Origin of the sequence: Planococcus donghaensis, assembly GCF_001687665.2 — a bacterium.
Lineage (GTDB): Bacteria > Bacillota > Bacilli > Bacillales_A > Planococcaceae > Planococcus > Planococcus donghaensis.
Genome location: NZ_CP016543.2, coordinates 2,592,213 through 2,605,551 on the forward strand (window position 1 = coordinate 2,592,213; position 13,339 = coordinate 2,605,551).

Consider the following 13,339-nt stretch of genomic DNA (forward strand, 5'->3'; position numbering starts at 1 on the left):
ATCACAGCAAATCCAAGTCATTAGGTGGTTCTTTATGAAAAATTCATTTTTGTTAAATTTGTCTAAAAGTCATTTTTTTATTTTTACTGGTATTATTTTTCTCAAAGCGCTTTTCTTGCGTTATCTGCTGTTTCAAGAAGTCGAATTGACTCAAACCATCGTTTTGGAATTGAGCTATATTTTGATCTTCACTTCCTTGTTTGAGTTGGCAAAACCAAGTTGGAAACCGACGCTTTATTTTATTCTCAACACTATTTTTTCTATTTTGTTTTTGGCCGTCATTCTCTACTATTCATTTTTCGGGAGAATTGTTACGTATTTTGCGCTTTTCCAGTTAGGTCAAGTCGGCACAATCAATGAAAGTGTCTCGGCATTATTAGAACCGATTTACTTGTTATTTTTCTTAGACTTGGTGTTCTTACTTGTTTTATTGGTTTTCAAAAAATACCCGTTGCCTGCTTTACAACTCAACCGAAAAATTATTTTAGCGGTTTTGCTGGTTTTAGGCGTCGGTGTATCAGCAGTCAACTTTAACCTTCATAAAGATGAAGCGATTTCGAACAATGTCATTGCGGCGCAAGAAAAAGGCATTTTAAATTACTCCGCCTTGGAGATTTATTACGGTCCTGAAAACTTAACCGCTGTTGAAACTAATGTTTCTGTAGACAATTTAGCCGAGTTGAAAGAAGAAATTACCCGCATTAAACAATTGAATATTGTCCCAGAAAAAGAGCGCAATTATTTTAACGCGGCAGAAGGACGGAATTTAATCGTCATTCAAGTAGAGTCGATGCAAAACTTCCCAGTCGGTTTAGACGTAGACGGTACCGAAGTTACTCCGCATTTGAACAAGTTGATTGACGAAAGTTTTTATTTCCCTAATACGGCCCAACAAACAGGTCCTGGAAACACGTCTGACGCAGAATTTATATTAAACACTTCACTTTATCCCGTGGCATTCAATCCCACATCGCAAACTTATGGAACTAAAAAATTCCCAAGCTTACCGCGTTTGTTGGCTGCCGAAGATTATAAATCGATGACGTTCCACGCAGACGACATTAGTTTTTGGAACCGTGATGAACTGTATCCTGGTCTTGGCATTAGCAGCTATTACTATGGAGAATTTTTCGGTGAGGAAGATGTTATTGGGATTGGCCCTTCTGACCGTGTCATGTTTGAAAAAGCAATGCCCATCTTGCGCGAGCAACATATGAAAAACAAGCCGTTTTACGCTCAACTCATCGGCTTGACGAGTCACCACCCTTTCACATTGCCAGCAGCTGATCGGAAACTAGAACTTCCTGAGCGCTTTGATAACTCGTTAACAGGCGATTACTTAGTGTCGATCAATTACATGGACACCGTGATCAATGACTTTATCGAAGAATTAAAACGGGAAGGCATTTACGAAAATTCCGTTATTGCGATTTACGGGGATCATTTTGGTCTTCAACAAAGCGCTATTCACGAAAATGATGTCAATTTGGTTAGCGAGTTGCTTGGTCGTGAATACGGAACTTTGGACCGCTTGAATATTCCATTTGTCATTCACGCACCCGGAATTACGGATGATGGTCAAACTTTTGAAAAAACAAGTGGTCAACTTGATATGATGCCAACTCTTGCGAATTTGCTGGGGATTTCCTTGGATGAACAAATTGTCTTTGGGCAGGATTTGTTAAACCACGACAGCAACTTGCTGGGAGCGCGTTATTATTTGCCTATCGGTTCGTTTTGGAATGACGAGGTTTTGTTTATTCCTGAAAAAGACTTTGATGATGGCAACGCGTATGATTTAGAAACAGATAAAGCGGTTGAGGATTATCAGCAATACCGTGACGATTACGATCGTATTTTGCAGCTTGAAAAGCTGTCGGATGAGTATATGGAAAGCTTACCTGAACAATAAGAAAGCGGAGCCTATGTGCTCCGCTTTTTTGTTGAATAAACTAAAGGTTGCTATTTCGCAAAACAGCTTCGCTTTCCGGCGGGCTTGTGCCGAAATCTCGCTAGAGTCTCCGCTGTTTTAAAGAACAAAACCAAAAACCCCCATACTCGGCTACTTACTGCCGAGTATGGGGGTTACTTTATTCAGTGCTTATTTTGTTGTGTGTGGTGCAGTGAGTGAAGCAATTTTTGCAGTTTCTTCTCTTGTAATCTTCATAGACGGCATGAATTTACCGTTGTAACCTTGTACGATTCCAAGATTGTGCAAGATGGTGATTGCTTCTTTTGTTTCAGGTGTGTGCTGACCGTAATCAGAATACGGCGCTAACTGGTCTACTTTGTAATCCCCGTTTACTTTTTCGTAAACGCGGCTGAACATCAATGCGAAATGTGCACGCGAGATTTTTTCACGCGGATTAAATTTCGTAGCTGATTTACCTGTAATGTAGCCTTCTGCGAATACCGCGTTAATTTCTTGTTGACGCGCTAGTGGCAGATCCGAAATATCCGTGAATGGTGATTTTGGTGCAGTTTCTGGGTTTAGCTTCATCATACGTGAAATGATGGTTGCCGCTTCCCAACGTGTCAAATCAGTTTTCGGTGTGAATTTAGTATCGCTTGTGCCATTCATGATTCCTCTATGGTACACATCTGTAATATATGTGTATGACCATCTGTCTTTCATGATATCTGTTAACGGTGTTTTAGGGTTGATGCGGTTTTCTAGCATTGGTTTTACTTTCCCTAACGATTTTGCGTGATCGATGAACATTTGGAAATCGATGTTTCCTGGTTCACTTACGCGGCCGTCGTTATACGCTTTTGCAAATACTTCGTAACCGTCTCCGCCTTTAGCCGTAAATGTGTTTGTAGCTACTTTGTATGTTTTGCTCGGATCAAGCGCTGTGCGAACATCTCCATTTTTCACGAAGACTTCTGTTACGCGTGAGCCAGCTGGTTGTGTCGGATCAAATGATACTTCTAGTCCTGCTACGTGCAAGAACCCACCATTTTCTTCTGGGAACTGACGAACGCTGTGTTCAAGTGCTGTTTTTAGTTCTGCACCTGTCAAGCTCATAATTGCCAATGCATTACCAAACGGCATTGTCGTTAATACTTCACCTACTGTAATGTCGCCTACATTGATCGATGCACGGATTCCGCCACCATTTTGTAAAGCAATTACTGTATCCGCATCGATTTTTTTAGCTGCAGCTAACATTCCATCGGTAATCAAGTTTCCTAGGTTTGTTTCAGCTGTACGTACGCCACCTGCATTACGTCCTCCGTTAAGGAAAACTTCAGCTGTTGCGCCTGTCGATTGATTTTTTACTTCTTTGATTTTGTCTGAGTATTTTACAAGAGCTTCAGCTGCTTCTGGATCTGCAGTGACACCTTCTGCACCCACTTCATGCAATTTACCTGTTTGCGAAGTAATTACACCATCTTCATCAAACGTTAAATCTAATTGACCAAGGAATTTATTGTATTCATTGGCTTGAACGATAACGGTTGGCTCTGCGTTACCTGTGAAGAAGAAAGGTTCGCTTAGTTTTTTGTGTGTATGTCCGCCCACAATTACGTCGATTCCTTCAACCGCTGCTGCTAGCAATTGATCGTTGTCGTATTCAGTTGAATCATCAAACCCTAAATGCGTCACAGCGATAATTTTATTAATGCCTTCTGCTTCAAATGCTGCTACAGCTTCTTCTGCTGCTGCGATATAGTCTGAGAATGTAATGTCTCCTGGGCTTGAAATCGACGTCGTTTCTTCAGTTGTTAAACCGAAAATCCCAATTTCTTCTCCGTCAACTTCTTTAATAATCCCGCTATAAATTTCACCGTTATTGTAATCTGCTGTGTACGTTTCATTTTGAAGATCAGCCATATTTGCATCACCGGAAAAATCAGTGTTTGCGGCTACAAGCGGAAATTCTGCTCCTTCGACAAATGCCTTAAGTGCAGCGTGTCCGTCTTCGCTTCCTCCTAAATCAAATTCGTGGTTCCCGAATGTCATGGCGTCATATTTCATCATATTCATGAATTCTAAATCTGCTTGCCCTTTAAACTCATTAAAGTAAAGCGTTCCGGAAAATACGTCTCCTCCATCAAGCAAAAGATTGTTTGGTTTTTCAGCGCGAATTTGCTTCACGAGTGATACACGGTTTGCTACTTTGTCCAAGTTGCCATGCGTGTCATTCGTGTGCATAATCGTTAGCTCAAAATCCCCTGTTGCTGCTTCTGTCGTGGTGGGTGACTGAATACCTACTACACTTGTAGTCAAAGCAATTGCAACTGCTGATTTAAACATTTTCCCCTTCATTCGACACCATCCTCTGATTTTTTTGAACTATCCGCTCAAACCTTGCGTGGATATTGTGTCCTAGATAAATTCACATAACAAAAATAGGAAAAACATCCAATTCCCGAGCGAAATCATTCATTTTCAGTGTAGCATGATGAAATTTATTCAACAATAGCATTATTCTAACTTCTTTGATTTCCATATATTTTCTTTACGATCTTTACAAAACCTTAATGTGCCTTAACGCATATAGCATGCTTAAATAGGGTAATATAAAATTGACCTTTTAAAAATAAATTATTGCCAAGAAAGCGCGGTACCGATATGAAACCATTAGCAAGAAAGCACCTGGATGAAGTTCAATATGCACGGGTTATTGCACTGTTAGGAGTATTCGCCGTTCATTCGTCTTCTACTGGTGTAGTTAGCAGCGATCCGGAATCTTTTTCTTTTCTCATTTATAATTTTTTTAATATTGCTGGGAAATTTGGAACTCCTGTATTTTTCTTTTTGAGCAGCTTTGTTTTGTTTTATACGTATTATCCACGAAAATTAACGGTTGGCTTATTCGGTAAATTTTATAAGAAACGGTTATTGTATATTTTGGTTCCTTATGTGGTTTTTTCTGCTTTTTATTTTCTTTTTAAAGCTTACTTTTATCAAATTTACACAGATCCAGTTCAAATGTGGCATGAATTTCTGATTGATATAGCAACTGGTAAAGCGCATAGCCATTTGTATTTCGTCTTTGTCAGTGTTCAATTTTACTTGATGTTTCCAATAATCCTCTACTTGTTCCAACGTTTTTCTGTTATTCGAAAATATGCGATTTTGATTGGTTTTATCATTCAATGGGCATGGGTCCTGATAAATGCATTTTATCTTCAAGTACCTGCTAAGGGATCGGTTGCTTTGTCGTATTTTCTGTTTTACTTTTTCGGAGCATTTCTTGGAGTCTATTATGAAAAAGTGGCCGCTTGGATTGGCAATTGGCGTAAAGTGTGGCCTTTTATCGTGTTGATTGTAGCGGGTTATTTGTACATGATGTATTTTTATGTGAACATCTATTATGAAATTCGAACAAATCAATGGACTGGCAGTACCCGCACTGTGGAATTTGCTTGGAGTACACATGCTTTCTTTGCAGCTGCGTTAATTTTCATCGTTGCTCATTTTATGGAATTTTGGAAGTCATCTCGTCTGAAGAAAGTGGTTATAGAAATCGGTGCTGTTTCTTTTGGCATGTACTTGATTCACCCCTTCTTCTTAATGACTTTGGAAAGAGTTATAACGGGTGGTACGCCGCTTATTTTCCATTCTTGGCAGCTAATGATACTTTTCATCACGTTTTTCAGCAGTTGGTTGATCGTTCGCTTGTTTTATGACTTTGTCCCATCAAGCTGGATTTTCTTTGGACAAGGCAATCGCGTGTGGAATAAACCCAAACTATAAAAATAGGCTTTCCAAAAGGTTAAGTTCCTTTTGGAAAGCCTATTTTTACTAGTAGTTTAACTTTGTGATAAGGTTGCCGCAGCTGATAATTTAATCGAATCAATGACTGCATGTGCTGTGTCGTTTGCACGTATTTGAAGAGGCTTGACTTCTTTTCTTACTTTTTCAAGCTCATCCGGATAATTTGAAAGAATCTTTTCTATGGCTTGCACTAAGCCGGTCGCGTTCCAATCTTTTGACTCAACATGACCAAGAACCGGCTGATTGACAATACCCGCAAACGAATCGATTTTCGGATCGTAAGACAACGCGACAAATGGCGTATATCCAACAGCCGCAAAAATTAGTGCATGCAAACGCATGCCAAACAGCACGTCTGATTCTTTAATGATGGCCATTTTTTCTTGAATGGTGCTATCGTGTGGCGCGATATGTGCACTGTTTTCCATCATTTCAGCTACTTTTTGAGACGTTTTGAAATCTTGCTTTCCGTGCATGGGAACAAAGACGATTTCTCTTCCTTTCGCAGCGAGTTGATCGAGCCCTCGTGCAATTTCTTGAAAAGCAAATTCATCATTCTCCCAATCACGAACCGAGACCGTTATGATTTTCCCTTGAAAAGCTTGCTGAGAAAGCCAGCTACTCTGAAAACTTCTCGCATCAATTCCCATCACTGGATCTGGGACTAACTGAATCGGTCGGGTAATGCCTATCTTCTTCAACAATTGTTCAGATTGTTGATCCCGGACCGTCAATATCTCTACTGAATTCAAGACATGCTTGACGATCATTTGATTGATCTTACTGTCGATAGGACCCATTCCTTGTGCGTAAACGAATACAGGCTTTTTCAATTGCTGAGCAATTTTCATAACGCCGGCATAGTAAGGAATACTTTTGCGCCCGGTTTTATCTTGCAGAAGACTGCCGCCGCCACTGATCAATCCATCTGAAGACTTGATCGCCGCGCGAACTTCTTTCAAACTCCAACGGTTCACTGCAAGAACGCGATACGTTTCGGCTGTTTTTTCTGGCTTATTGGATAACACAACAATCTCGATATTAGGATGGTACTCTTTTAACGAATGGATAATGGCGTAGAGAATTGCTTCATCTCCCACGTTGTCAAAACCATAATATCCAGATAAAACAACTCTCACGCTTGCCACCTCACTCTTATAATTGTCACTATTTTTTTCCACACATTTTCATATAGCCAAACCAACACAAGTCCGATTATAAATCCGAACACTATACTATAACCACTTCTAAGTAATGAAATCAATAGTGGTATATGAAGATGAGTAAATGTATTCACTAACGATAAGAAGCCTATAACTCCTGGAATGAGCAAGAAGTAATACCCTTTTGGATATGATTTGGCTATGTGAAGCGCCAAGACAAAGAATGGGAATCCAATAAGAAACTCTTTTGTTCTCGGTCTGACGTATAAAATTTGTTCTAATAATGCACGAATTTGAAGTTCAATTTCTGGAGCCTGTCCCTCGTTACCGGTCCGACTAAAATAGTATAAAGCGATGATACTAACTATCGCAACAACTATAATATGCCAATAAATGACACTAGCTTTTAATATAGACTCAATTAGAGTACGCCAATAACCCACCTCGGTTTTTGATAGTAAGTTAATATTCATCCAAATTGCATAAGCTGCAACAAAAATAATTGGTACGATATAAATTAATGATACCCCTCTAAACAAATCTATTCCAAGTATATATTGATTGCCGCTTAACAAAACGACAATCAACCAAATACCAATCGCAGATATACCGACTGCTTTTGCATAAGATTTTACCAAATAGCCTTTTTTCTCTGGCTCTTTTTTCAATAATACCGCCCAGATAGGCGCTGCAAGAGCAACAGCTAATGCTAGTGCTTTTAAAATAATGCTTTGTTGAAGAACCAAATACAACAGAGCAAGCAAGGCAACTCCGCTTAACGCCAAGAGCGTTAGTTTTTTGTTTTGGAAGATTGATTGAGCTACTAATGTCAAAAACGCTATTACACCAAGCAATGCCATCGCGGTTTGCCATAATGGAACGCTATAAGCTTCAAATGTCCGTGAATCTCCACGCGCAAAGCTCGCTGGCAAATCTAGGTCTATTTCTGCTTGTAAGTTTTGCAATACCGGCAATGCTTGTTCGTATTTCTTCTGATCTAAGTTTAGAAAAAACGCACGCAAATTACGCTCTTTTGCAGCGCGCACAACTTTTTGTGCGCTTTCTGTAATATTGTCTTCTGTAACACCAAGACTGTGAAGGCGTACGAGATTTAAATCATTCAAATAGGCCAGTTGATTGAGTCCATCTAAAGGATTAAATTCAATGCTTATTAACTCATAGCCAGCTGAATTTATTTGTTCGCCAAATTTTTTCAACCCAACTGGATCCGAAGAAAACGGAACTTCTTTACCACTGAATAATACTTTGTCGACACCATCTTGCTTTATAGCGAGTAAATCGTCTTTTACTCGTTCAAGTTGAGCTTCCTCAGTATAATTGCCGATCCGCGGAATTACCATCATCTCAGTATCTAAAACAGCTTTAATCACTTCTCGATCATAAGAGATCGGAGTTGACAGGATTGTATCGGCACTCCCCGGAATAAACAAATATTCATCGTCATTTAAGGTAAAGGTATGTTGTTCTTCAAAATAGCCTTCTATAACTTTTTCAAAATCATACGAATCGTTTGAATGAATAAATAAACCAGGCTTGGTAAAAGGTTCTTCTAATCGATCTTGTTGCGTCAGCAGAAGATATTCCTGCATACGAGAAGAACTTACTGCTGTAATCAGTCTTTTTCGTTCAAGAGAACTGACCGTATCTGGTTCTAAGCTGATACTTTGAACACCTGCGTTTTTAAAGTCCGCTAAAATTTCATCAAATGTAAGCTCTGGATCTTCAATCATCCAATTTGATGTGGTTTTATATGGAACGATGGTTTCGATGCTTTTATTTGCTTCTTCTATTTGTAAACGTTGAACAACTGTTGGAATGGTCAATAGCAATGCGGCCAGGAGGATTCCGATTAATACTTTTTTCACGTAAGTACACACCCTTAACTTTTCTTGGATTGGCCTGGATTGCAGGCGCTATTTCTTGGTGATGAATTTGTTGATGACAGGAATGCGTTGCAATACGCTTTGGTCTATCGCTTTTGTTACTAGCAACAAACTAAAGTAAATCAGTCCGCCAATTGCGACTGCTGCTCCCACATACAATAAAGCTGCCATTCTGGACAACTCTTCAAAATCCAATAGGTAACTTGGCAGCCAAATAACTACCCCCATGACAAGTGAAGCAAAAACGATGGTACCGGTCTTTTTCGGAAAAAAGCTAAATCCAGTATATTTCCGGATCGCTACGGCATTAAGTACGAAAAGAATCAAGTAAATAGCTGCGGTCGAAATAGCAGCGCCAACTAATCCGTATAAATTGACTAAGGTCAAATTCAAAAACAATTTAATCCCTACACCCACAATAATAATCCACGCACCAAGACGCGCTTTGTTGATTCCTTGTAAAACGCCCGTCCCTAGTACAGTTAATGACGTAAACAACGAACTAAACGACACGATTGCGAGCACTGTACTGCCTTGTAAATCTGTGAACAAGCCTAAATTTATCGGCAACGTCAAAACGACAAGTCCTACTGCAGCCGGAACGGATAATAAATATGTGAGAAAAAATGTATTGTTGATCAGCTTGGCTGAGCCGATTTTGTCATTTTGTGTTAGTTTTGCAGAAATTGACGGAATAAGGGGCAAAATAACCGAACTCGCAAAAACCGTTACGATTTGAACAAGCGCCAAGCCTCTTCCGTATATTCCGTAAAGAGAATTGATATCTTCCGTCGCTTCACCGTGCATCTTTAATGCTGTCGGAATGGTTACGGAATCGATTAAATTCAACAAAGCCATGGTGATGGCACCAATTGCAATGGGAATCGAGATTTTTAAAATCGTTTTAAAGGTTGAACGAAAATGGACTAATTTAAAAGGCAAACTTTTCGCTACTTTAACCGATGAACGATTGTACAAAATGCGCAAGTAAACAAAAGAACCCAACGCACCGATAATTGAACCAATCATAATGCCACCTGCTACTTGTTCATCGCTGTACAGACGCTCTACCATAAAAATAGCGACAAGAAGGATCAAGCCAACACGGATAAATTGTTCAATTACTTGCGACACAGCAGTTGGTGTCATATTTTGATGTCCTTGGAAATATCCTCTATACACTGCCATATAAGGGGCAACGAGTAATGTACACGACACAACGATGAGCGAAAGACGGGTCGTTTGGCCACCTAACACTGCTGCGATTTGATGAGAAAATCCGTAAAGAATAGAAAAACTGGTTATGCCAAAGAGTAAAGCTAAAATACCCGAAGTGAAAAAGATGTTTTTGACTTGTTGCTCATCCTTTTTCGCACGTGCTTCTGAAATGAGTTTTGAAATGGCGATGGGAATTCCGGCAACCGACAACGTTAAAGCGACCATATAAACCGGGTAGACGAGTGTGAAAATACCGAGCACTTCATCTCCCGCTATATTTTGAAGCGGAATCCGGAACAAACTGCCAAGTATTTTTGATAGCAACGCTGCAATTGATAAGATTAACGTACTTTTAACTAACGTGTTTTTCATCCTTTACGTAGAGCCTTTCGTCCAATCACAGTCGCTGCGAATTTTGGTAATACGAGCATACGCTTCCACCGAGAAGGTTGTTTTACCAAACGGTAAAACCATTCAAGGTTCATTTTTTGCCACATTTCGGGTGCGCGTTTGACCGAACCGGAAAAGACATCAAAACTTCCACCAATGCCGATAAACACACCTTTATCAAATTGATCGATATTCGCACCAATCCACTGTTCTTGTCTTGGGAATCCAAGTGCTACAAAAACAAAGTCAGGTGCTGTGTTTTTAATTTGTTGCGGTAATTTGTAGTCGTTCCAATCAAAAAAACCATTGTGGCTACCCACAACTTTGATGTTGGGATAGTCTTGGTTTGCTTTTTGAACCGTAGCTTGCAACACTTCTTCAGCTGCACCTAGAAAAAAGACGCTCGAGTGGTTTTTGTTTGCTGTTTCCAGCAAATCCAGCATAATGTCATACCCACTTACACGTTCTGGCAGTGGTTCACCCACAATTGCAGCAGCTTTGACGATGCCAATCCCGTCTGCTGTAATGTATGTAGCTTTTGCTAATGTTTGCTTATATGCTTCGTCATTCAACGAATGCATGACGATTTCAGGGTTGGCTGTCACTACAAATGCTTTTTCTTGCTTTGCCACATGTGTTTCTAGTGTTGCGATAAAGTCTTTTTGGGTTGTGTGAATAAACGGCACTCCCAATATATCAACGAATTTTAAAGTCATTATTAATCTCCTCTTCAGGGCAAAATATCTTAGGCTAGTATAACATAAAGAAGAACCCCATGTTCAAGCTATAATGGCTTGAATACGGGGTTCTTCTATTAAAAATTTGTAAATTATATTACTGTGCGACAGGCATCATCTTGATGTAATTGCCATGAACATAAGCCTTTGTATACGCTTTGTCTTCTGAAGCGACTTCATACCATAACGAACCTGAAGCGGCTGTTGTTTCTGTGCGAATCACAACTGGTACTTCTGACGTATCCAATTTGTAAAGCGGTGAAAATGTTGTACTTGGATCTTTTCTGAAGTTCAACGGACTTGTTGTTGTGTAACCTAACTTGTGTTGGTTAACATCTTTACTTCCTAGATACTGATCTGTACGGAACATATGCCCCGCAATTTTCTCTCCCCAGAATGCATCTGATGCATAACGAACATTCATGCCAATTCCTTTGTTTCCAAGAATCGATCCGTTGTAGTAGCTGCCTGTTGGTGATTGGTAACTTGTGTTGATTCGTTTAGCCGCATCTTCAATCGATTCTCTAAATGTAGCGTAAGAATAGGCTCCGTTGTATGCATTGCCATCTGCTGCTCCGTACCCAAACAGGTTGTTTTTATCTTGTGCGATTTTACTTGTTCCCCACTGGCTTTCGTGAATCGCGTGAGACATTAAATAAAGTGCGTTAACTTTATGCGTTGCTTCCATTTCCTTAAAGAATTTCCCAGCGCCGACAAGCGGACTTTCTGTCCATTTCTTATCGTATTGGACTTTATTGTAATAAGGGAATTGATCTTTCAAGTATTTGTCCAAATCTTCTGCTGTATAGTTTGTTGCGGTATGAAGCGGCAACACATTGAAGTATTGATAGCTTTCCGTTACTTTCGCGCCGGACGCGTTTGTAAACTTTGCTCCGTCCCAGCTATAGTATTTCATGCCGCTGACGAATTCTTTTGGTGCTTTTCCAATAACGCCTGTCGAAGCATAGCTTCCAGTCGAGTGATTGAAAATCTTGTGGACCAAGCTGCTACCAGACACTTCATAATACGACTGCCCTTTTAGCATTTCTTGCGGGATCACACGAACCACTTTTGAACTTACATAACCGACTTTGCCAGCCAACTCTATTTTAACTGTTGTCGCTGTAGAATCTAAAAATTTCATTTCAGTGTTTGAAGGTACATACGGACGGAATGTGCTCGTGCTTGCTTTCAAGCTGTCCGTTGGATAAATTTCCGTAAATGCGTTTGTTGTAACAATTCCTTGTTTCATCCAAAGAATTTGGTTGCTGCGCTCAACTACTTGAGCTTTAGACGTTTTTTGTGCATATTCTTTTGCTGCTGCAAAATCATCAAATTGCTTTAATACAGTCGTTTTATCTTCTGTAATTGAAGACACTTGAAACTCTAAATTTTTGGGCGGGACAAGTTGCGCTTTTGCTCTTAACATAACGACAGCCACCATCCATCTAGTTGAACCATCTTTTGGTTTAAATGTTTTGTCGTGATTTCCTGTAATAATCCCTAAATGCGAAAGGATGCGAACATCGTCTTTGTGATCATCTCTAATCGTAGCACCATCAGTAAAATCCAATGCTTTTGTTTCAGTAATATCGATAACGACACCTTTTGCTTTTAATGCACGAGCAACCATTGTCGACATTTGCTCACGATTGATCAACTCATTAGGTCTGAACGTATTATCATCATACCCTTTAATAATTCCAGCGTTTACAGCCGCTGCAACTGAATCGTAATACCAAGCCTCTAATGATACATCTTTAAAGCTTACCGCAATTTCTGTTGAAGCTGCGACAAATCCTGCGTTTTCCATAGAAGCGCTTTTTGTTACTGGGCCAAGTTCAAATGAATTCACGACCATTTTCGCGAACTCTGCACGTGTTACTTGTTGATTGGGACGAATTGTTCCGTCTTTGTATCCGACAATAACCCCTAATTTTATTAACTCTCTCATCTCTGCTTCATATGCATGACCTGTTAGATCATCTGCTGCTTTTGCCGTTTCTTGTGTAAAAGCCGATAAAGCTAGCAGTATTGCCAAAAAGCCCAGTAATAGTTTCTTCATATCCTCTTTTTTCCTCCTTTTGTTATTAAAAACAATATTCACCAATTTATCGAGATTTTTTGTTTAAAATCTCATAAACGTATTAACAAGATAAACCATTCCCGAAGGTTTCACTACCCTTCTTATTATCTATA

Annotated in this window: 8 protein-coding genes; 2 read left to right on the forward strand and 6 right to left on the reverse strand. The window is 39.7% G+C overall.

The window, feature by feature from the left end; genetic code table 11:
- The first annotated feature begins 34 nt into the window (after positions 1–34).
- Positions 35–1,912 carry an LTA synthase family protein gene (locus BCM40_RS12790; protein ID WP_065525567.1) on the forward strand — a complete coding sequence of 626 codons (1,878 nt, stop codon included), beginning with the start codon at positions 35–37 and terminating at the stop codon, positions 1,910–1,912.
- 189 nt (positions 1,913–2,101) lie between these two features.
- On the opposite strand, the gene BCM40_RS12795 is transcribed toward BCM40_RS12790, so the two are convergent.
- Positions 2,102–4,273 carry a 5'-nucleotidase C-terminal domain-containing protein gene (locus BCM40_RS12795; protein WP_065525566.1) on the reverse strand — a complete coding sequence of 724 codons (2,172 nt, stop codon included), beginning with the start codon at positions 4,271–4,273 and terminating at the stop codon, positions 2,102–2,104.
- A gap of 306 nt (positions 4,274–4,579) precedes the next feature.
- On the opposite strand from BCM40_RS12795, the gene BCM40_RS12800 reads away from it, so the two are divergent.
- Positions 4,580–5,707 carry an acyltransferase gene (locus BCM40_RS12800; protein ID WP_065525565.1) on the forward strand — a complete coding sequence of 376 codons (1,128 nt, stop codon included), beginning with the start codon at positions 4,580–4,582 and terminating at the stop codon, positions 5,705–5,707.
- A gap of 56 nt (positions 5,708–5,763) precedes the next feature.
- Here BCM40_RS12800 and csaB read toward each other — a convergent pair whose 3' ends face one another.
- The 5 genes from csaB to BCM40_RS12825 form a co-directional block, all read right to left on the reverse strand.
- The gene (csaB, locus tag BCM40_RS12805) at positions 5,764–6,867 is read right to left on the reverse strand and encodes a polysaccharide pyruvyl transferase CsaB (protein WP_065525564.1); all 1,104 of its coding nucleotides are present in this window, start codon (positions 6,865–6,867) and stop codon (positions 5,764–5,766) included.
- Positions 6,864–8,777, reverse strand: coding sequence for a DUF5693 family protein (locus tag BCM40_RS12810; protein ID WP_065525563.1), 1,914 nt, complete (start codon positions 8,775–8,777; stop codon positions 6,864–6,866). Before BCM40_RS12810 ends, csaB begins: the two co-directional genes overlap by 4 nt.
- A 48-nt stretch (positions 8,778–8,825) precedes the next feature.
- Positions 8,826–10,385 (reverse strand): putative polysaccharide biosynthesis protein, encoded by a 1,560-nt coding sequence (locus BCM40_RS12815; protein WP_065525562.1) that lies wholly within the window; start codon positions 10,383–10,385, stop codon positions 8,826–8,828.
- Positions 10,382–11,119 carry a WecB/TagA/CpsF family glycosyltransferase gene (locus tag BCM40_RS12820; RefSeq protein WP_065525561.1) on the reverse strand — a complete coding sequence of 246 codons (738 nt, stop codon included), beginning with the start codon at positions 11,117–11,119 and terminating at the stop codon, positions 10,382–10,384. The genes BCM40_RS12815 and BCM40_RS12820 overlap by 4 nt, the downstream gene beginning before the upstream one ends.
- A gap of 118 nt (positions 11,120–11,237) precedes the next feature.
- Positions 11,238–13,205, reverse strand: coding sequence for an S-layer homology domain-containing protein (locus BCM40_RS12825; RefSeq protein WP_065525560.1), 1,968 nt, complete (start codon positions 13,203–13,205; stop codon positions 11,238–11,240).
- Between the last annotated feature and the right edge of the window lie 134 nt (positions 13,206–13,339).

Bases quoted from the DNA above. Each gene is read 5' to 3' on its own strand.
- BCM40_RS12790 (WP_065525567.1), top strand. From the start codon at position 35: ATGAAAAATTCATTTTTGTTAAATTTGTCTAAAAGTCATTTTTTTATT.
- BCM40_RS12815 (WP_065525562.1), bottom strand. From the start codon at position 10,385: ATGAAAAACACGTTAGTTAAAAGTACGTTAATCTTATCAATTGCAGCG.
- BCM40_RS12800 (WP_065525565.1), top strand. From the start codon at position 4,580: ATGAAACCATTAGCAAGAAAGCACCTGGATGAAGTTCAATATGCACGG.
- BCM40_RS12825 (WP_065525560.1), bottom strand. From the start codon at position 13,205: ATGAAGAAACTATTACTGGGCTTTTTGGCAATACTGCTAGCTTTATCG.
- BCM40_RS12820 (WP_065525561.1), bottom strand. From the start codon at position 11,119: ATGACTTTAAAATTCGTTGATATATTGGGAGTGCCGTTTATTCACACA.
- BCM40_RS12795 (WP_065525566.1), bottom strand. From the start codon at position 4,273: ATGAAGGGGAAAATGTTTAAATCAGCAGTTGCAATTGCTTTGACTACA.